Below are 20,449 nucleotides of genomic sequence, written 5' to 3' on the forward strand. Positions count from 1 at the left end.
CGAAGATAGGGGATTATGCCTTTTTCTGTACAAGGAGCGCCACGATCATCGACTTGACAAAGTCCCAAAGCAAACCCTGACCCAGCCCGATCAATACTTGCAAAAATGTTAAAGGCCCCGTCGGGGTCTTCTGCTCCTGCGCCAGGCTGTCGTTGATCTGGTCCATCGGCAATCCCAGCTTCGCCGATTTTGCCGCCAGGTTTTGCAGCGACACCATCGTGACCTGGTGTCCCCAGGACTTATCTAACACATTGTAAATTATAATGTTAACTGCGGCGTACCCCAGTTCATAGAGGATATAGGCCAGGAAAGCATACTGGAGTGCTTTTACGAAGGGTAAATGTCCTTTTCTTATGGTCAGCCCGCCCGCGATCAGCAGCACCACCGTCAGCGGCGCCCAGACAAAGGTGGCATACGGCAAAAAAGCCACATAGGCGTTCACCCCGGCGTGCCAGGTTCCCAGTGAAAAAGCCGCATAAACGACGCTGAAAAGGATCCCTAGGATGATACCTAACTTATTGAGAGACATTGATCTGGTGGTTTAGAACCGTTCCGATTACCCGCCCTTTGAGCGTTTTGCCCAGGAAAGGGCTGTTTTTGGAGGCCGAATAGGTTTTTTCAAAGGTGTAGGTTTCGCCCGGGACGAACAAGGTCAGGTTTGCCTCGTGCTGTTCCTTTAGCTCTGCCTTGTCGAGGTGGAATACTTCGCGGGGTTTTATGGATACCATGTCAACCCAGTGTTCTAGTTTTATCTGCCCTTCCAGTAACGACCACACTGCCCCGAAGGCGCTCTCCAGGCCAATCGCGCCAGGCTTCGCGTATTCAAACTCGCAGACCTTTGCGTCATAGTCTTGTGGCAGGTGATGGCTGGTGATCATGTCTACGTTTCCTTGTTTGACTGCTTGTCTGAGGGCTTCCATCTGTTTCCTGTCCACCAGGGCCGGGGTCACCTTCAGGTTGGTGTCGTAGCCTTCCAGGTCTTCGTCGCAAAAATATAGATGGTGAGGGGTTACAGAGCACGTAACGTTCAGGCCCCTCTGTTGGGCCGCCTTTATTGCCTCTATGCTTTTGGGCGATGTGATGCCTGTGAAGTGCAATGATGAGTTTGTGTATTCCAACAGCTTCAGGTCCCGCTCTACCATAATCTCCTCCGCCAGCAGCGGCTTCCCCGGCAACCCCATCCTCGTCGAGACGATGCCTTCGTGCATCAACCCGTGTGCGCCGATCGTCGTATCGTCCGGCACCTGGATCACCGTCCCGTCCACCGTTTTTACATATTGCAGCGCCTTTAATAAAAGGCCCGCAGACTGCAACGGTTTCCACCCATCCCCAAAAGCCTTTGCACCGCTTGTATGCATGTCATACATCTCCGCGAGTTCCTTCCCCTCCAGGTTGCGGCTTACCGCGCCGATCGGGTGGACCCGCGCCTTTAGATTTTTTGAACCGTTTGTCAGATACTCCACTTGCCCTTTCCCTTGCACCACCGGGTTCGTATTCGGCACCGCCAACACCTCCGTAAAGCCACCTGCCGCAGCCGCATCCGTACCCGTTTTTAGCGTCTCCTTATGCTCCTGACCCGGGTCATGAAACTGCACAAACGTATCCACCCATCCCGGAGAGACGTGCAGATTTTCTATGTGTATCACTTGTGTTTTATCGGCGGGGTCCTCCTGGAGCTGGAGCCCTTTGCCCACCCGGGCAATCTTTCCGTTTTCAATGAGAATATCGACAACCTGACCATGATGCGCGGACCGTGGGTCCACCACTTTCGCTTCCCGGATGTACAGCCTCATGCTAAAATTTCGTTGCGCTAAGATAGATAATTTTGTCGTTTCAAATAAAAACTTACCTTTGCAACCCCTACTTAAAAGGGATCGGGACGTAGCGCAGTCCGGTAGCGTACTTGCATGGGGTGCAAGTGGTCGCTGGTTCGAATCCAGTCGTCCCGACAAAAGCCTGCAGCTTACTGATTAAGCCCACCGCTATGCGGTGGGCTTTTTTATGCCGGAGCGACGGCGGCGGAGCTTGCTCCGACGACGGTGCGCAGGCATAAAAAAATCCCCGAAGGGGATTTAATCAGTAAGTGGTAGGGTTTTAGGCCCCCCCCTTCATGGATCACCGCAGGCGCCGTCAGGCGCCTGCGGTGATCCAGTCATCCCGGCCATACAAATAAAGCCCTTCAAATCATTGAATTTGAAGGGCTTCATAATTGGATTAATATTTAAACTATTAGAAGCCTATATAATAGGTAACCGGTGTGGCATACGTAACAGACGAGTTCAATACGGTTACCGTTATCTTATATGTCCCTCCATTATTACTTAATGAGGGAACCTTTGCAAGGATTTCATCATCTGAATTAGACTGTATTACAAAATTTGCGGTAGTGCCATCCTGATCAACTGTTGTAACGGTTGTAGGTATTTCCGGAGAAGGAGAAAGCAGGTGACTCCCCGTAATTCTAATATTGGCACCTGAATAAATCGTGTCCGTCGTGGAAGTAATTACCGGTGCAACATCCGCAATCAGCTCCACAGAATCTTTTGCCAGGGTTTTCAAACCGGCAACTTCTACAGCAAAACCGTGCATTCCGAGCCCGGCATTTTTTGTATATATCCGTATCGACGTATTGCTTTCGGCATCAGCGTATCCAAGTGAATTATCCAGGTACACATTGTTGGCTATGGAAGAATATTGATTACGGAATCCTTTTCCTATTATTCTTACTACCTGCCCCAAATATGCTATTTTAGGTGTTATAGAGTCAATTACAGGCGCATTTAAATGAAAGAGTGTTGTACTCGTCATGGTTTGTCCGTCAACAACAGTAATGGCAGGTGTTGCATTGTCTATCTCATTCGGCACTACTACCTTCAGTGTCTTACTATCTTTCGAAATGACCCCTGCATTAACATCCCCAAAGCGAACAGTAGGGTTATTTGTATAAAATACTCCTGTAATAGTAATGGTATCTCCGATAAATCCATTAGCTGGTGAAAATCCTGAAAATTGGGGAATAGATGTCCTGGTAAAGCTCTTTTCAGATGTGAATAACACGGTATCTACCTTTACCTTGATCTTTGTTGTTGTATCAGGCATATCAGGCACTAATACCCTGATTACTGTGTTTTGTACATTGTTGGTATCGGTTCTGGTTATACTTAGTACGTTTGTTGGTGTATTGCCAAAGCTCACGCTTATATCATTAGGGGCACCGGTAAAATAAATATTAATCGTATCTCCAATAGCTCCTGATTCCGGGGAAAACCTTATAAACTGCAAGCCATTGGCGGTTGAGCCATTGCCGCCATTCCCTCCATTCCCTCCTGTATTGGAAGGCGGGTTAACCGTATCTTTTTTACACATAGAAAAAAGGATAAGGAGGCCAAGCATCAGGATAAAAGTTACATTTCCAGTCTTCATAGTAGGTTATTTATTGTTAGAAGATTCCCTCAAAACCCGACTCGTGGCGCAAGTTATTTATTCTGCGGTGATGAACCTGTAGACATACTTGGATGTTGCATGGGGTTGCTAAACTACTATTCCGAAAGGTTTTGTACTCCTTGCGCACCAAAATGACTGCTATTTTTTCATTATGTAAAACACTTCACTCCCCTCTCAAACTCCGCACGGGGTTGGCCATTGCAGCCTTGATGGCCTGGTAACCGATCGTGACCAGTGCAAGGGCAACGGCAGCGAACCCGGAAATCGGGAATAGCCACCCGTTGATGGCGATCCTGTATGCAAAATTTTGCAGCCATACATGCATGCAATACCAGGCGATGGGGGATGCAATGATCAGCGCGATAACCACCAGGACGATGAAATCTTTGCTCAACATAGCGACGATTCCTGTCACGCTGGCTCCCAACACTTTCCGGATTCCAATTTCCCTGGTGCGTTGCCGGGCGGTAAAGGTGACCAGGCCAAATAATCCCATGCACGCGATGAAGATGGCAAGGACCATCGCCGTATTCATCATTTTTGCAGTCCGCTGCTCCCCGGCATAGAGTTGGTCAATTGTCTCGTCGAAAAAACTGAATTCAAATTTTTCGTCAGGGTATAGCTCTTTCCAGATCGCTTCAATCCTTGCGATTGTTGCTGCAAATTCAGCGGGATTCCTCCAATGGGCAGTGAGTTTGACGCTGATGGTTCTCTCCTGGTTCTTATCAGAACTAATGAAGAAAGAAGTAATCGGATCGTGCAACGATCGGGAATGAAAGTCCTTTACTACCCCGACAATCATTCCCTTTGCATCGTTCATGCCGTTCTGAGCGATTTCTCCAATGGCGTCGCCGGGTTTTCTAAACCCCAACGCATTTGCACAGGTTTCATTCACCAGATATTCCCTGACGGTGTCGGAGTGCCGTATATTACGGCCCGCGATGATCGTGAGGCCAAATAGGGGTACATAGTTTTCATCGGCCATCTCGTCGGAGGCGTCTTTCGCCACGAATTCCGGCTGATCTACCCGGGTGAGATGGGTGCTGGGGTGCACTTTCGCAGCTGGCGTTTCCATGTGCGTACTTACCATTTCCACGGACGACAATTGCCGGAGCCGTTCCGCGAAAAGGCTCACTTTATCGATCGGGCTATTCCAGCCAGTACGGAAACTGATGATGGGGTCCTTTTTAAAGCCGAGGTCCTTGTTTTGTATAAATCGAATCTGGTTGCGAATGACAAGGGTACTTATAATGAACAAAAGGGAAACGGCAAATTGAAACACGATCAATCCTTTGCGTAAAAAGCCATCATGATCACTTTTTTGCACGCCATGTCCCTTTAGACTAAGAGCGGGCAACCTGGAGGATAAGACTATTGCCGGGTAAACACCTGCCAGCAAAGAGGTGAGTATGGTCATCAATAACAGGAAAAGAAGAGTGCCCGGGTCCGCCGGATGGAAAGCGACGTTTTCCGGGATAATCGATTGAAAAACACGAAGTAGCGGATAGACGGCGGCAATGGAAATGACCACCGATAGAGAGGTTACGAGGAATGTCTCTACAAGAAATTGCCAACGCAGGCTGGCCCTGCTGCTTCCCAAAACCTTTCGCACACCTATTTCCTTCGCCCTGACGATGGACTGGGCTGTAGCCAGATTGATAAAGTTGGCAGTGGCGAGAATCAAAATAAATGCAGCAATACCTATAAGGGCATAAAGAGTGGGAAGGTGGGCGTGGCGGGTAAAATCGTCTTTATATGCGCTGTTGAAATGTATATCGGATAGGGGTTGAAGCGTTATGCCGGCTTCATGCCCCGGAGACTGCGGCAAATGGGTAGCAAAAAATTTTGGAAATTGTCTTACCGCCTGTTCCGGCGTTACGCCTTTTGCCAGCTTTACAAATCCCTGTGTAGTAGGGCTCCAGTTCCCCCAGTGGTCTAGTTGGATCTCCCCTTTTAAGAAGCTATGACCGATAGTGGGAAATGAAATAAAATCTTTAAAAGCCAGGTCTGTGTTATTAGTCCAGTCTTTTACAATTCCGGATACGGTGAGCGGCAGAGAGTCATTTAGGTAGATATCGTGATAGAATACCAGTTTGCCGACGATTTTTTCAAGCGGTATTCGGCCAAAATAATTGTAGGCTTCTTTTTCGGAGAGCACGACTTTAAACGGTTCGTTCAATGCCGTCGCTGCATTCCCTTGCAACCACTGGTATCTGAAGATGTCAAAGTATTGGTGTTCAGCGATGATAATGGGGGATACTTGCTCTCCCCTTTTTGTTGCTTCGAATCTTAGCGGTTCTCCTGTTCCCTGTGGGACGATCACCCGGGCATAATAGTTGTGAAATTCGGTTACTGTTTCAAAGCCGGTTAGTTCATCACGCATGGCGAGGGGCAGCGGTCTTATTGCAAAGCCTTTCTCCTCCTTGTTCCCCAGACCGTCTTTCTCGAACCCAACGATGCGGTATATACGTTCCTTGTCCGGGTGAAAGCGGTCAAAACTAAATTCAAAGCTGGTAATCAGGTAGATGATCAAACTGGCGCAGATACCGATGGAAAGGCCGAGAATGTTAATAGCGGTAGAACCCTTATGCCGAACGATGTTTCGCCAGGCGCTTTTGACATGGTTTTTGAGCATGCGGTCTTGTTTTGAGGCATGGATAACATTTTGGTTACCGCGGAATTACGGAAAGGTTACACAATTGATTGGATGGTGGGCATAAAAAGGAGTGATAAAACAGGTCACTTAGACGGTACAGGGCGTCCCAACCGCCCGCATGTTCATAAAGTGTTTCCATAAAATGAGTGAATATCGATGTTCAGCCTTCTCTTTAACTCGTCCTTTCTCTTCAAAAACTGCTGTTCATCAAATAGGTATAAAGTAGCGCTGCCGGTGCCTATTTGGCCGTGCGTTGTTTCCGTCAAATAATAGCCATTCGACAATTGTATAAAAGCGGAATAGTCATGATCGATTTCATCGGCACAATAACAGAATAAAAAGTCAACTATTTTCTGTCCTATCAGGTGTCCCCTGGCAGGGGCATAAAGATCATTACTACCCGTGTCAAAGCGTTTTTGAAAATAGTCAAGGTTTTCTTGTGTCAGTAACAGATATTCATCGTGATCGAAATTTGGAATGTCAATGATGCGGCCACTAGCCAATTTTATATAGGCATTAAATGACTGAAAGCCCCACTCGTTATCCGGGTCATATTGATATCTCAATTCGAGTATTTCTTGTCCGATTATATCTGAAAGTCTTAGGGTCTCCATTGCTTTTAAGGTGATGCCGCTGTATATTGACCTATGAAAGTTACGTTTTTCTTGCTCATTTCCCTTTGGCATCCTGCGTGTATAAATGCTTATTCTTTCAACATCTTCGCCCCCAACATTCCCTCATCCCCATTCATCACCACAAAGTAAACTCCTGCCGCCAGCCCGGACACATCGATGCTGGTTTGGGTAACCCCCGCGGCAACGGGAATGGTTTTCAATATCTTGCCATCGACACTGACCACCCGGATATAGGATATATGGCCGGTAGCGGGACTGGTCACCGTCACATACGCATTGCCTGTGACCAGGCTTGGATATACATAGAACGGTTGCGTATTGCCGTTGTGGAACGAAAGGACATTGCTATAGCCATAGGTGCCATTCTTGTCCACCGACTCTAACCGGTAGTACACCATCCCCGGCGGGACATGCGCGTCGGTTACGGCATAATTGCCGCCGACTGCCTCTACCTGTTGTAATGGCGTAAACCGGATACCATCCGTGCTCCGCTCCACGATGTAATAGCTTGTGTTGATGTCATCGGTGGTTTGCCAGTTCAGTTGTATGTTGCCGTTCTCCCACTGACCGCTGAATTGCAACAGGGTTTCCGCCAGCGCCAGGCAGGAATTCAGTGAAAAGCTGCTGCTGCTGGTGTTGGTACAACCGGCGATGGTACTGGTGAGCGATACGGTATAGGTTCCTATGTCTGACGTCGTAATGGGATCGAGGGCAAGCGTGTTCCCATTGCTGGTCGTGCCGTTGGGGTACTGCCAGGTATAAGTGAAGAAGGGGCTGTACGGGAGGGTGAACAGGACGTCGCTTCCGACACAGGTACTGCCGGTGGTGACGACGCTGGGTACAGCCAGCGTGCTGATGGAAATGCTGTGGGAATAGCTGTTGTCACAGGCATCGATCATTTGGAACGTATAGGTACCCGCGGCAAGGCCGGTAAACACGGGGCTGGACTGGAGACCGGTCGTGGTTGGTCCCGCAGTGATCTGGTATTGGTAAGGCGGCACACCGGTGGTCGTGTCCGGAATCAGCGCCACTTCCCTGGTTGCCCCGCAAATGGCTAAGGCAGGAGTGGAGTTAAATAAAGGATTTGTATAAGGAGGGATGACGATCGTATCATTGTCAACCGTGCAGGGCCAGGTGGACTGGCCTCTGAAGTAGGACGCACCATAGATATTGGAATACTGGTAGGACGCATAGTAGGTGCCGGCCGGGAGATTCTGGACCGAATCGCTATAGGACGTAGCCGACGATTCGTCGTACTGGTTGTAGAGCTGGGCCGAGGTGGAATTGACGGTTACTGTGCCGGGCATCCACCAATTGTTATTGTTGACACTCAGCAGGATCTTATTGGCGTTATTACAACCTTTTTCCAGCGTGGCTCCGAAGACCGTGTTGCGTACATCTCCAGGTCCGAACGTAAGCGTAACGCTGTCCTTTTGCCCGCAGCTGGTGTCGATGACGTACATCTCATAGGTGCCAGGCCCAAAATAGCCGATGAAGCCTCCATTATACACATCATAGGCGGTATCCGGATAGGTATAGGTTTTCACCGTGCCGTCGGGAAGCGTCACGCTTGGAGGGCCGGACACCAGCACGGCATCGGCAATGTCGTTGTAGTTAAATGTTATATAAAGGCTTGACGTCCCCTCTATGCACGTGCCATACGATAGACTCAGTGTATAGGTTATTTGAAATGGAGGCGTTTCGCCCCAGTTAAATTGCAGGGTATCCTTACCGCAGCAATCCTGCCGGATCACTTTATAACCGGAGCCTGGCGGGTAACCGACAAACGTGGAATTATTGGTTTGTGTGGCCAGGACGGCACCGGAGGGGCTTATCAGTGTATAGGTAACGGTGCTGCAATGCAAATTGGGAAACTCATCAAATGTATACGTGTACCCCCGGCCGCAAACCGACGCGACCGTACTGTCGGGCGTCATATCCATGCCGGTCGACAGGGTAATGTAACCCGATGACGAAACGCCGCATTGGTTGGTAATGGTGATCGGCAACAGGTCGGTATTGCCCGTAATGTGGTTATACCGTATACGGATCGTGTCGTAAAAAGAACCGTTGTTGACAACGGGAGCGGTCAGCACCTGCGTTAAAGTCGAGCCATTGGGGAGCGTCGCCGTAATGGTATAAGGAGGCTTGTAATTGGTGTAATTGAAGGTCAGGTACACGGCAAAAGAATCGCAGGAGATGTATTGCAGAATGCTGACGCCGTTGTTGCCGACAACAAGCATCGAGCTGGGGGCGGCGGCAAGGGTGACGTTCTGGGTCTGGATATTACCGCAGGAATCCTTTACCTGAGCCGTATAGGTACCGGCGGTCAGGCCGGTAAATACATTGCCCGCCTGCGGACCCGCGGTAACGGGCGAAGGGCTGATCAATGCATACGTTACCGGTGCACGGCCATTGGTCACACTCATGGTGATGGAGCCATCGCTGCTGCTGGGACAGCTGGGATTGACAGAGGTAACGGTCAAAGAGGGAACCGCGTACGTACCTGTAACGGTAAAACTCTTTGTAACTGTCGTGTTACAGTTGTCGGTTACCTGAACGGTATAGGTGCCGGGGGACAGTGAATTAAATATATTGGACGATTGGGAGGGCGCTAAGACAGGGCCTGCAATAATGCTGTAGGTATAGGGCGTTGAGCCGCCCGATGCCGATACAGTAGCCGTGCCGGAAGCCTGACAGCGGCTTTGTGTGGCGGTGACTGAATTGATGACCGGCGGTGTGGCGGCAGGACATTGGGCTTCTGAGGTCAGCGCGCACGAAAGTGCAAACAGCACACAAAGTAGGATACGGTACATCGCTATGGTTTTTCTGGACAAGGAGGGTTACCAGCTGCAAGTTATTTTTTTGGGCACGGCGGAGACGTCGAAAAACTTGGAAGTTGAGTAGGCTGTGCTACGACACCCCCTTCTATTCTTTCAAAACCTTGGCCGCTGACACCCCGTCATCCCCCGTGAACGCAACAAAGTAAACCCCCGGTGCCAGTCCGGACACGTCGATGCTGGTTTGGGTAACCCCCGCGGCGACGGGGATGTTTTTCCATACCTTGCCATCGACACTGATCAGCCGTATATAGGAGGTGTGACTGGTAGCAGGGCCGGTGACCGTTACCGGTACATTGCCTGTGATCAGCGTGGGATATACATTGAACGATCGGGCATCGCCGCTGTGGAGCGAAATAATATTGCTATAGCTGTAGGAGCCTCTTTTGTCACCTATCCGTAACCGGTAGTAAACAATCCCCGGCGGGACATGCGCGTCGGTCACCGAGTAGTTGTTCTGGGTGCCACCCAGCGCTTCTACTTGCTGTACCGGCATAAAACCGATGCCATCGGTGCTCCGCTCCACGATGTAATAGCTGGTATTGGTTTCATCCGTAGTTTGCCAGCTCAGTTGTATGTTGCCGTTTACCCACTGCCCGCGGAAATGCAACAGGGTTTCTGCGAGTACCTGGCAGGAGTTCAGCGAAAAGCTGCTGCTGGTGGTGTTGGTACAGCCGGCAATGGTGCTGGTGAGCGATACGGTATAGGTTCCGATGTCTGCGGTCGTAATGGGATTGAGGGCAAGCGTGTTCCCGCTGCTGGTGGTGCCGTTGGGGTACTGCCAGGTATACGTGAAGAAAGGACTGGACGGGAGGGTGAACAGGACGTCGCTGCCGACGCAGGTACTGCCGGTGGTGACGACGCTGGGTACTGCCAGCGTGCTGATGGATAGGCTGTGGGAATAACTGTTGTCACAGGCATCGATCATCTGGAAGGTATACGTGCCCGCGGCAAGGCCGGTGAACACGGGGCTGGATTGGAGCGCGGTGGTGGTTGGCCCGGCGGTGATCTGGTATTGGTAAGGCGGCACACCGGTGGTTGTGTCGGGCACCAGCGCCACTTCCCTGGTCACCCCGCAAATGGCAATGGCAGGAGTGGTATTAAACAATGGGTCTGTATACGGGGGGATGACGATCGTGTCATGATCTACATCGCAGGCCCAGGTACTCATTCCTTTGAAATAGGTCAGGCCATAGATATTTGAGTACTGGTAGGCCGTGTAGTAGGTGCCGGCCGGGAGATTCTGGACCGAATCGCTATAAGACGTAGCCGACGATTCGTCGTACTGGCTAAAGAGCTGGGCGGTGGTGGAATTGACGGTGACCGTGCCGGGTGTCCACCAATTGTTATTGACGACACTCTGCAGGATTTTATTGGCGTTATTACAGCCTTTTTCCAGCGTGTTGGTGAAAATGGTATGGCGTACATCCCCGGGTCCGATGGTCAGCGTAAGGCTGTCTTTTTGCCCGCATTGGGTGTCGATGACGTACATCTTATAGGTGCCGGGCCCAAAATAGCCGATGACGGATTCATAATACAAATTGTAAGCAGTATCCGGGTAGGTATAGGTGTACACCGTGCCGTTGGCAAGCGTAATGCTGGGCGGGCCGGACACCAGCACGGCATAGGCAAGGTCGTTGTAGTTATAGGTTAAATAAAGGCTTGTCGTGTTCTCCTTGCAAGTGGCATACGCTACATTTAGCGAATAGGTGATTTGAAATGGAGGTGGTACAGACCAGGTAAATTGCAGGGTATCCGTGCGACAGCAATCGTGCCGGATCACTTTATAACCGACGCCGGGTGTGTAACCGATAAACGTGGAAGAGGCTTGTGTGACCAGCACGACACCGGCGGGGCTTACCAGGGAATAGGTAACGGTGCTGCAATGCAAATTGGGGAAATTATCAAACGTATAGGAATACCCCTTGCCGCAAACCGATGAGGCCGTGCTATCGGGCGTCAAATCCATACCGGTCGACAGGGTGATGCTACCTGTTGAAGAAACGCCGCATTGGTTGGTAACAGTTATCGGCAACAGATCGGTATTGCCCGTGACGTGGTTATACCGGATATAGATCGTATCGATAAAGGAGCCGGCGTTGACAACGGGAGCGGTTAGCACCTGCGTTAGCGTCGAGCCATTCGGCAGCGTCGCTGTAACGGTATAAGGAGGTTTGTAATTGGTGATATTGAAGGTCAGATAAACGGCAAAAGAATCGCAGGCAATGTATTGCAGATAGCTTATGTATGGATGACTGACAAGGGTAACTGAGCTGGGGGCGGCGGCAAGGGTGACGGTCTGTGTCTGGATATTACCGCAGGAATCCTTTACCTGAGCGGTATAGGTGCCGGCGGGCAGGCCGGTAAATACATTGCCTGCCTGCGGCCCCACCATCACGGGGGAAGGACTGACCAGGGCATACGTCACCGGCGCCCGGCCGTTGGTCACCGTCAGGGTAATGGAGCCGTCGCTGCTGCTGGGACAGCTGGGATTGACAATGGTGGCGGACAATGTGGGGACGGTATACGTACCGGTCACCGTAAAAGTCGTCGTCACAGACGTGTTGCAATTATCCGTTACCTGTACGGTATAGGTACCGGGAGACAGCGCATTAAATATATTCGACGATTGGGGCGAGGCTAAGACGGGGCCCGCCGTAATGCTGTACGTATAAGGTGTTGAACCGCCCGATGCGGACACGGTAGCGGTGCCGGAAGCCGCGCACCGGCTTTGCGTGACGGCGACGGAATTGATGGCCGGGGGCGTGGCGGCAGGACATTGGGCTTCTGAGGTCAGCGCGCACGAAAGGACAAAAAGCACGCAAAGCAGGATACGGTACATTGCAAAGGTTTTTCTGAGGACGGAGGGATACTGACCGAAAGGTATTTTAATCGATACGATGAAACTGTCGTAATACTTGGAGTTCGAACTTCCGCTACACTATAATCCACTTTATTGGTCAAGGTAAATTTTACCCTCGGTGTAACTTCGTATCCGTATTCCAGCGTAGCTAAAATCCGTACAATGAAAATCCAGGTATCCGCAACTCTACTTGCCTGCCTCTTTGCAAACAGCGTATTGGCGGGAAATACATTGGATAAGACCGGCAATCCGACGGCGACCGCGCTTGTCGCCTTTAGCGTGCGTCAGTTAAGTTCGGCGTATACGGGGTACGACCTCAAGGTGTGTCGCAGCCATGACAAGGCTACGGCCAATATCGGGTTTACGGGCGCCGGCGACCTGGATACGGCTACGATGAAGGCCTTTGTCGGCACGGACACCGGTTATGTGAGTGTATGGTACGACCAAAGCGGCAATGGTTACAACGCCACGCCGACCGCAGATTCCACCATGCCGTACATCATGGTGGGCGGCTCGATCAACAGGGACAACGGCTGGCCTTCCCTCTACACGTCCATGAGCGCATTTCTAAGCTACGGGCCCGTAAGCCAGTTAAACGGGACGTACCAGGTCACGCGCATGGAAGTTTGCAGGTCCCGCGACAATAGCAGCCTTTCCATATCAGAGGGGCTGGGTACCTACCAGCTGGATCTACAGCTATTCCCGGCAGCAATATGGGTACAGTTCGAAGACAACAATATCGTTGCCACGGGAACCGTAAGCAGTACACAGTCACTTATGTCGATCAATTCGGTGAGGAACAACGGAAATTCGCTGATGTATCTGAATACGGCATTGCTTGGGTCTACGACAGCCTCTATTTTGCCTTTCAGCGCACCCGTGATGGGCTTTGTCGGTGTCCGGTTTGACTACGCGGTAAGCCCTGCCGGGCAGGGCGCTTTTTCAGAAACCATTTTGTTTAACTCCGTACTGTCGGATGCGGACCGCCAGGCCATCAATTATAACGAGAACTGGTATTATTCACTCGGGTTTGATCCCTGCAGCAGTACGGCGGCCGCCCTCTCCCCGAATAATGCGACAAGCAAAGCACTGTATGCCTGTACGCAGGATGGCCCATGGGCGTATTATTATGATCCCGCCCACCCGTTGAACCTGCTGTTCGGTATCGCAAAAGACCCCGGTAGTACGGGGGCCAATGCCACGTTTGCGATCGATTCCATCGACCTCACCGTTGCCCCCAATCCAGCCACGGCGGGTTATTCCGTCACATCCGGGACAAATGGCATTTTCGCCATGGGCCGCTACTGGAATGTATTCACTCATACGCCGCTGACCAGCCCCGTCGATGTGCGCTTCTTCTTCAACCCGACAGACACGACGGCCGCGCTCAATGCGGCGCTGGCGTTCAAAACGGGGTCTAACGTGGTGAGCAACCTCCAATGGTTTAAAACGGTGGGCGGTCCTTTTAACCAGGACAGCCTGACGGCAACCCCCGTCCCTTATATAAAGGGCCCGATCCTTCCGTTGACGCCCGTATATGGGACAAAAAATGGCGTTAACTACGCGGAGTTCGATGGCGTCCCCAGCTTTTCCGGGGGAACAGGGGTCTATATCGTGTCCGCTACACCCATCACGCTGCCCATCGTCATCAATCCGTTTACCGCCGTACCGGCAAACCACGCTGTGCTGCTCAACTGGACAACCCAGTCGGAAAACAACAGCCTTCTTTTTGAGATCGATCGCAGTGCCGATGGCAAGACCTGGGCAGCCATAGGGGAGGTCAACGCGGCAGGGAATAGCGAGAATGCCACGTCCTACAGCTTCACCGATAGTAGCCCGCTCCAAAGCAATTACTACCGGTTAAAGCTGGTGTATAAAAACGGGCAGTATTTCTTTTCGGACGTCGTTGTGGCGGGTATCAATACGACTTCCCCCCAGGTGTACAAAATCGTTCCCAACCCGTTCAAAAACAACCTGGACATTACCGCCACCGTACCCAATGGCGGTCCGGTGGAGGTACGGCTTTTGGAGATCACCGGGGTCACTTTACTGCGCCAGGAATATACCGCGACAAAAGGGGGAAATGTGTTTACCCTGACCAATCTGAGCCGGTTGTCGCCGGGGATGTATATCGTACAGGTGATACAGGGCGGCGTTGTGGGGGTAGGGAAGGTGGTGAAGGAATAATTACCGTATCGTAATCTTCCGGACCTTATTCCCTCCATTCGTCCCATAATTAAACGTCGTCATATACAGCACTCCGCGGTCATCGATACAAAGGCCCTGCGGCCCGTTGAAACTGGCGTTTAGCCCGATCCCATCGACGTCCTCCGCTGCACCGCTTCCCGCAATGGTGAAGACCTTCCCGCTGCACGCCTCGATCATCCGGAGGTTGTTGTTGAAGTGATCCGCTTCGTAGATGTTCCCAAACGCATCCCGTGCGATCTCCCATCCCTTGAAGGCCGTGTCCAGGTAAATCTCTTTTTGTACGTCACCGGGTGTTATCCTGTAGATGCCGTAGGCTGCGACATAGAGGTTGCCGTCCCTGTCAAAGGTGAGGTTACGAGGGGTGAGGATATTGTTGCCAAAAAGCGTCTGGTTGTTACCGTTAGTGTCCAGGCGGGTCACAGTGCCATAGTTGTTGTTGGACATATAGAGAAAGCCATCGGGACCCACAGCGATACCCGTGGTGGGCATCGTACCGTTGTATATCAGCGTAAAGCTGTTGTCCGGCTGGACCTTGACCAGGTGTACGTTGAAGTCCGTGACGTACAGGTTGTGTGTCTTCCGGTCCAAAGCGATATTATAGGGAGAATAAAATGGCAACGTGTCCGGAATGGTGATCTGCGAAACGGTCGCAGAAGAGGCGGTGTATTTCCGCAAAAGACGGTTATAGTTGTCTGCGATATAAAGGTCGCCGTTGGCGTCGGTCGTGATGCCCCAGGGGCAGTAAAAAGAGGAGGACAGCGCGGGTCCATTATCGCTCCCCACCGCGCCGGTGCCGGCGATGGTGGATACGGTGACCACATATTGGTAATTGACCTGCGGGCCCTGGAAGGTATCGTTGCCGAAAGACAACACGATGTTCCCCGAGCCGGCCATGGGAGGAACGACCGCCCGGACGCTGTCAGAACAGGCGGCGATGATCTTGAACGGCTGTCCGTTGAGCGTCACAAAAAAAGCTTCGCCCGTGCCGCATCGGTTATGGGCCAATATCCGCATCTGTTGGCGCATGCGTGCACTTGTTTAATGATGTTTCGACGGAGGAGACTATTCCCTATCTTGCGGGCCACCAATCTTACCTCACCCTATGCGTCTTCCTTTTGCCCTCCTTGTCTGTACCCTGATGCATACAGTCGTTCGCGCACAGGTCTTTATGGGCGGGGGATATGGCACCTTCAACGTTCCCGGGGCCAGCGAAAAATTCAGAGGTTTCGGCCCCACGTTCAGATGTGAATATATTGAAAAGAACGAGAGGATCAGCCTGTACCTGGATGCCTCCTATTTCGAAAAAACCATGTCACAAGGAACAACCGAAGTGTACGACCGCAATGGCGTTCCGCAAGGCCAGGCTTCGGTAAACACCAGGTTTTCCTATGTCTATAATGTGATAGGGTCCAAAATACTGCTGGTGACAACTGCCGACGAGAAAAAGATCAACCCTTATGTCGGCGGCGGGTTCGATTTTATATATGCGCAGCAGCGGACCTCTTACCAGCCCTCCTATGACGCCGGTAGCGGTGCCCATGGTTCGATGCTTTATGGCCTTCAATTGAATACCGGCATACAATACTGTATTCAACCCGTCATCATCGAATTGAGGGGGAACCTGGACTTTGTTTTTAAGCCCCTGGTGGACGATAATTCCAACATTTTGACCAACCTCCGTTTGTCCGCAATGATACCCTTATGAAAAAGTTGTATTTCCTTTTTATCGCCACGCTTTGCTTTGGCTGCCAGAAGTCAAAGGAGGGCACCGGCTGTCCTGCCGGATTAAGACTCACCCCCAACGATTCGACGCCCGTGGTGGGGGATACAGTTGTTATTTATGCCAACCATCTGAACATGGATTACAATTGGTCCGGCCCTGACAATTTCTTTTATCAATCCTATACCGGTTCGAACGGTATCACCCTGGCCGGGATTCAGCTTAAACAAAGCGGGTGGTACTACTGTACAGCTTCCGAGGTGGATTGCCCGGCAGTTACGGATAGCGTGTACATACGCGTCAAGTATGCCCAGGGAACCCCCTCCTGCAGCCTGACAAACAACCAGGTGACGTCTACGACGGGGATTCCGGATTTTAGCGCGGTCACGGTTACAAAAACGTATGATCTCTCGTACAATGCGATTGTTTTGCACGCCTTTCAGGCAGTGGGGGCCCCGGAATATGACTTTGTTTTCAATTCTTACAACGGTAATACGGAGCCACAGGATGGCATTTATTATACCACGTCTATTCCCAGTTTTGAACCGGATCAGGATGCAGACGTGATCAACATGGCCTGTAACTTCGACGGGTTCTATTATTTTCAAAGCAACCCCGGGCAAAAAGTATACGTGTCCCATGTGAATGGGAAATTGCGCATCTCCTTCTGCAGTATAGAGGCGGGCGACACGGACAGTGGTGTCAGCGGCCAGTTTACCGGTGAGTTGACGGAACAGTAAAAACCCTTTCTATGGCGTCGGCAGCGCTCGCAGGACCGTCCTCTTGCCGGACCATGTCCCCGACAGCGGCAGCCCGTGAAAAGTATACCGGGTTATTTAAAAGAGCGGTTAGCGCTTTCTGCATTTTTTGCACCGTAAGATGCTGTTTGTAGATCAACTGCCCCATACCCAGGCGTTTCACCCGGGCCGCATTATCGGGCTGGTCGTGGCTAAAGGGGATCCCCAACATCGGTTTCCCGGCGCGCAACACCTGGCCTACGGTCCCTATGCCGCTTTGATTGACGATGAGGGCAGCCTTTGGGAAGACCTGGCCATAAGGCAAATACGGGGTGGCAAAGATGTTTGTGTCTTTAAAAACAGCACCGTCTCCGACCAGGAGGATCCCTCTTCGTTTCATACGATGAAGCACTTCCACACAGATCTCATAGAAGTTTCCGGCAGCAACAACGGCGGCGGACCCCAGCGTAAAAAGGATAGGCGCCTCTCCCGCCGATAAAAAATCCCGCAACGACGGGTCGTGGACCTCCGGCTCATCGTAAAAACAAAAACCGGTAATAAGGTTATTGGACGGCCAGTCCTTTTGCTTTTGTGCAAAAATGGAAGAAAAAAGGGAAAGCGTCCGAAAGGGCGAATGGAGTTGATAAAAAATAGGGTCTTTCCCTTTGGGAAGCCCCAGGCTGGCCCGAAGATGATACACGGGTGCGCTCCAGCTCCTGACCATCTGCTTCGTCAAACGGATAAACAGGGAATTGATCAACCGGCCTTTTTCCGGCAGGTTCGCCAGCATGGGAGAAACGGAGATTACCGACGGATCATAGGCCGACCAATAGGCATTGGGCGACAACACACAGGATACCCAGGGCATCTTTAGTTTTTCGGCCACGATGGGCCCCGCAAAGCTGATCGAGTGGTTAACCAGGAGGTCGGCGGTCACACAGGCTGCAAACAGGTCTTCGTACGTCTGCTGTATATATGGATAAATCAGCTCCCGCATCACGACCTCCGGTCCTTTTACAAGGTCCATGGCCCTTTTGGCAAGCGCTACATCCATAAAGCTGATGGAGGGCCGTACCGGGTGAAAGTGCAAACCGGCGCCGGATACTTTGCCCTCATGGATGTCGCTGGTGGCAATGGTGACCTGGTGACCCCTGCGTGTCAGCTCCACGCCAAGCGCCAGGTAGGGATGCAGGTCTCCCAGTGAGCCAAAAGTACTGATGACGATTTTCTTCAAGAAAACAGCTTATTGAGGTTTGGGAAAAAAGCATTGGTCTGACGAAGATATTCTTTATACGGATGTCCCCATATCCTGCAAAGGCGGGTGTCTTCCAGGTAAGCATAGACCGGGAGGATCAGGCAGTTGATCACGCCCAGCAGGATAATATAGCGGTTTTCCGCCAGCATCGCCGAGCCCAAAGAGGCAAATATCGCCCCGGAAAACAAGGGGTGGCGGACGTAGGAATAGATACCGCTGGTCTTAAATATACTGTTTTGATGGATATGTATGAATTCATCAATAAACCCCGCCCTAGAAAGACCGATGACCTGGAAACCTGCCAGCATAATACCCAGCCCGAGGAAGATCAGGGCGCCGCCCCCAAAGAACCGGAGAAAATGGAAAATAAAAGAACCGGAAACGAGGCAATAGTAGAAAGGACGCAACATCTGGGAGACCCCGAACGCCACGCCCCAGATGATGTCCCTGTAAAAGGCATGTTTGTAGGGGTTGACCTTGCTTTTCATATACCGGAGCCGGTTCCTGGCGAAAAAAATGCCGTGCCAGACAAACCAGGCAAGCCAGAAGAGGAGCTGCTCGACGGCCAGCGAGCTTTCATACTTTCCCAGGAACAGGTTGGGGATGGACGGCAAAATCAGGCAGATCAGGATGGCAAGCGACATAAGGACCCAGACCAGGAGTTTGTTTTTCAGACAAACCCTTTTCTCAATGTGGTTTAGAAGCTGATTCATGGCTTTATAGGTTATTTCTTTTGAACAGACGCAACCGGATGTTTTGATTGGAGGTAAGCGTGATCAGGGGGTGCGGATAGACGGTTGTATTGACCACCGAAAAATCATACGCCAAAAGAAAGGCGGTGAGGATGACTTTGATTTCCAAAAAGGCAAAGGCAGCGCCAATACACATCCTGGGGCCGATGCCAAAGGGGATGAACGGCATTTTGGAAGCATCAACGCCCTCAAACCGGGACGGATCGAAGGTGTCCGCCTCCGCCCAATATTTGGGATTGCGGTGCAGGCCCCAGACGTTGATGACGATGTCGGTATTTTTCGGGACATAGTATTCCCCCAGCCAATCCTCATCAACCGACTTACGCCCAAAGACATAAGCCGGTGGATAAAGCCGCATGCTTTCGTTCACCACGCAGTCCAGAAAAGTCAGCTTTTTCAACCCTTCGTAGGTGATGTTTTCGGGGCGCCCGATCCCGGCGTTTATTTCTTCATAGAGTTTTTGTTTGATATTTTCATGTTGCGAAAGGAGATAGAAAGTCCAGGTCAGCGCCAGCATCGTGGTTTCGTGCCCCACCAGCAGCAGCGTCATGACCTCGTCCTTTATTTGCTTGTTGTCGGTCATGCCGGCGCTAAGGAGGAGGGCCAGCATGTTGATCCTTTCCGTGTCTGTCTTGTGCCGTTCGATAATGTTGGTGACGATACTGTCCAGGGTATCCATGGATCGCTTGAACTTTCGCAGGAAGACGGTGTTTGTCAGCCATTCCGGGTACCGGCTCAATGGAAGCTTTAACAAGACGCTACCGGTGCGTTGGCACTTGATCAGCTCTTCCCTGATGACGCCAATGGTTTGTTCTGTGTCTTCCGCGCCGATCAGCGACTTCCCTACGATATTCAAGGTCAGCTTGCCCATCTCGTCCGTAATGTCTACTTCCTCGCGGATAGTATGGACAAACTTCAACGCCTCGGAGATCATGATCTCCATGGAATGGACAATGCTTTTTTGGTGAAACAGCGGCTGGATCATCCTTCTTTGTTTGAGCCAGGGCTCACCGTCGCTGGTAAACAGGCCGTTCCCCAAAAGGATCAGAAAACTATACTTGTCGTTTTTTACATAATTCCGGTTGTTGTCTTGCAACACATGTTTGATCAGGTCGATGTCATGAAGGACGTAGGCCGAGAATTTGAACAACCCGGAACGAAAGATGGCGTCATGCTTCAGCATGTTGGCCGTAAAGAAGTCGATCGGGTCAAAAAGAGAGCCGACAGCACTCCTGAACGTTGCTTTGGGAGGAAGGACGTTTGCAGATGTCACAATAAGTGGGAATGTATGTTGAATATAAACGTATTCCTCACGTCTGGCAAGCTCTGAAGGCGTTTT

14 protein-coding genes and 1 tRNA gene are annotated in these 20,449 nt (G+C 51.2%); 4 read left to right on the plus strand and 11 right to left on the minus strand.

The features are described from left to right. Positions 1–13: 13 nt before the first annotated feature. Both EDB95_RS16635 and EDB95_RS16640 read right to left on the minus strand, forming a co-directional pair. Positions 14–529 (minus strand): DUF4199 domain-containing protein, encoded by a 516-nt coding sequence (locus EDB95_RS16635; RefSeq protein ID WP_133994926.1) that lies wholly within the window; start codon positions 527–529, stop codon positions 14–16. Further along, positions 516–1,793, minus strand: coding sequence for a dihydroorotase (locus tag EDB95_RS16640; RefSeq protein ID WP_133994927.1), 1,278 nt, complete (start codon positions 1,791–1,793; stop codon positions 516–518). Before EDB95_RS16640 ends, EDB95_RS16635 begins: the two co-directional genes overlap by 14 nt. A gap of 82 nt (positions 1,794–1,875) precedes the next feature. On the opposite strand from EDB95_RS16640, the gene EDB95_RS16645 reads away from it, so the two are divergent. Continuing rightward, a tRNA-Pro gene (locus tag EDB95_RS16645) sits at positions 1,876–1,949 on the plus strand. A 280-nt stretch (positions 1,950–2,229) separates the two neighbouring features. Here EDB95_RS16645 and EDB95_RS16650 read toward each other — a convergent pair. From EDB95_RS16650 to EDB95_RS16670, 5 genes are all read right to left on the minus strand, one after another. Continuing rightward, a complete protein-coding gene (locus tag EDB95_RS16650) occupies positions 2,230–3,423 on the minus strand; it encodes an IPT/TIG domain-containing protein (RefSeq protein WP_133994928.1) in 1,194 nt (397 codons plus the stop codon). A 184-nt stretch (positions 3,424–3,607) separates the two neighbouring features. Beyond that, positions 3,608–6,079 carry an FtsX-like permease family protein gene (locus tag EDB95_RS16655; RefSeq protein ID WP_133994929.1) on the minus strand — a complete coding sequence of 824 codons (2,472 nt, stop codon included), beginning with the start codon at positions 6,077–6,079 and terminating at the stop codon, positions 3,608–3,610. Between the two features lie 143 nt (positions 6,080–6,222). Further along, positions 6,223–6,786: a hypothetical protein gene (locus EDB95_RS16660; RefSeq protein ID WP_133994930.1), complete on the minus strand. Its 564-nt coding sequence runs from the start codon at positions 6,784–6,786 to the stop codon at positions 6,223–6,225. A gap of 17 nt (positions 6,787–6,803) precedes the next feature. Next, positions 6,804–9,551 (minus strand): T9SS type A sorting domain-containing protein, encoded by a 2,748-nt coding sequence (locus EDB95_RS16665; protein ID WP_133994931.1) that lies wholly within the window; start codon positions 9,549–9,551, stop codon positions 6,804–6,806. Between the two features lie 112 nt (positions 9,552–9,663). After that, on the minus strand, positions 9,664–12,417 hold the full coding sequence (locus tag EDB95_RS16670) for a T9SS type A sorting domain-containing protein (RefSeq protein WP_133994932.1): 2,754 nt from the start codon (positions 12,415–12,417) through the stop codon (positions 9,664–9,666). Between the two features lie 183 nt (positions 12,418–12,600). On the opposite strand from EDB95_RS16670, the gene EDB95_RS16675 reads away from it, so the two are divergent. Next, complete coding sequence (locus EDB95_RS16675) at positions 12,601–14,625, plus strand: arabinofuranosidase catalytic domain-containing protein (RefSeq protein ID WP_133994933.1); 2,025 nt, start codon at positions 12,601–12,603, stop codon at positions 14,623–14,625. Here EDB95_RS16675 and EDB95_RS16680 read toward each other — a convergent pair whose 3' ends face one another. Further along, on the minus strand, positions 14,626–15,672 hold the full coding sequence (locus EDB95_RS16680; protein WP_133994934.1) for an SBBP repeat-containing protein: 1,047 nt from the start codon (positions 15,670–15,672) through the stop codon (positions 14,626–14,628). Between the two features lie 76 nt (positions 15,673–15,748). On the opposite strand from EDB95_RS16680, the gene EDB95_RS16685 reads away from it, so the two are divergent. Both EDB95_RS16685 and EDB95_RS16690 read left to right on the plus strand, forming a co-directional pair. Next, positions 15,749–16,351 carry a hypothetical protein gene (locus EDB95_RS16685; RefSeq protein ID WP_133994935.1) on the plus strand — a complete coding sequence of 201 codons (603 nt, stop codon included), beginning with the start codon at positions 15,749–15,751 and terminating at the stop codon, positions 16,349–16,351. Continuing rightward, positions 16,348–17,106, plus strand: coding sequence for a hypothetical protein (locus tag EDB95_RS16690; RefSeq protein ID WP_133994936.1), 759 nt, complete (start codon positions 16,348–16,350; stop codon positions 17,104–17,106). The genes EDB95_RS16685 and EDB95_RS16690 overlap by 4 nt, the downstream gene beginning before the upstream one ends. On the opposite strand, the gene EDB95_RS16695 is transcribed toward EDB95_RS16690, so the two are convergent. From EDB95_RS16695 to EDB95_RS16705, 3 genes are read right to left on the minus strand one after another with little or no spacing between them, the layout of a single operon-like run. Then, positions 17,081–18,337, minus strand: coding sequence for a glycosyltransferase (locus EDB95_RS16695; protein WP_133994937.1), 1,257 nt, complete (start codon positions 18,335–18,337; stop codon positions 17,081–17,083). The two genes, EDB95_RS16690 and EDB95_RS16695, sit on opposite strands and share 26 nt — an antisense overlap. Next, positions 18,334–19,071, minus strand: a complete 738-nt coding sequence (locus EDB95_RS16700) for a methyltransferase family protein (RefSeq protein ID WP_133994938.1) — start codon at positions 19,069–19,071, stop codon at positions 18,334–18,336. The genes EDB95_RS16695 and EDB95_RS16700 overlap by 4 nt, the downstream gene beginning before the upstream one ends. A 4-nt stretch (positions 19,072–19,075) precedes the next feature. Then, positions 19,076–20,383 carry a cytochrome P450 gene (locus tag EDB95_RS16705; RefSeq protein WP_133994939.1) on the minus strand — a complete coding sequence of 436 codons (1,308 nt, stop codon included), beginning with the start codon at positions 20,381–20,383 and terminating at the stop codon, positions 19,076–19,078. Between the last annotated feature and the right edge of the window lie 66 nt (positions 20,384–20,449).

The sequence above is a fragment of the Dinghuibacter silviterrae genome (assembly GCF_004366355.1).
GTDB classification, from domain to species: domain Bacteria; phylum Bacteroidota; class Bacteroidia; order Chitinophagales; family Chitinophagaceae; genus Dinghuibacter; species Dinghuibacter silviterrae.

Coding starts and splice junctions, on each gene's coding strand:
- EDB95_RS16680 (WP_133994934.1), bottom strand. CDS start 15,672: ATGCGCCAACAGATGCGGATATTGGCCCATAACCGATGCGGCACGGGC.
- EDB95_RS16640 (WP_133994927.1), bottom strand. CDS start 1,793: ATGAGGCTGTACATCCGGGAAGCGAAAGTGGTGGACCCACGGTCCGCG.
- EDB95_RS16635 (WP_133994926.1), bottom strand. CDS start 529: ATGTCTCTCAATAAGTTAGGTATCATCCTAGGGATCCTTTTCAGCGTC.
- EDB95_RS16690 (WP_133994936.1), top strand. CDS start 16,348: ATGAAAAAGTTGTATTTCCTTTTTATCGCCACGCTTTGCTTTGGCTGC.
- EDB95_RS16670 (WP_133994932.1), bottom strand. CDS start 12,417: ATGTACCGTATCCTGCTTTGCGTGCTTTTTGTCCTTTCGTGCGCGCTG.
- EDB95_RS16660 (WP_133994930.1), bottom strand. CDS start 6,786: ATGCCAAAGGGAAATGAGCAAGAAAAACGTAACTTTCATAGGTCAATA.
- EDB95_RS16665 (WP_133994931.1), bottom strand. CDS start 9,551: ATGTACCGTATCCTACTTTGTGTGCTGTTTGCACTTTCGTGCGCGCTG.
- EDB95_RS16650 (WP_133994928.1), bottom strand. CDS start 3,423: ATGAAGACTGGAAATGTAACTTTTATCCTGATGCTTGGCCTCCTTATC.
- EDB95_RS16675 (WP_133994933.1), top strand. CDS start 12,601: ATGAAAATCCAGGTATCCGCAACTCTACTTGCCTGCCTCTTTGCAAAC.
- EDB95_RS16655 (WP_133994929.1), bottom strand. CDS start 6,079: ATGCTCAAAAACCATGTCAAAAGCGCCTGGCGAAACATCGTTCGGCAT.
- EDB95_RS16685 (WP_133994935.1), top strand. CDS start 15,749: ATGCGTCTTCCTTTTGCCCTCCTTGTCTGTACCCTGATGCATACAGTC.
- EDB95_RS16700 (WP_133994938.1), bottom strand. CDS start 19,071: ATGAATCAGCTTCTAAACCACATTGAGAAAAGGGTTTGTCTGAAAAAC.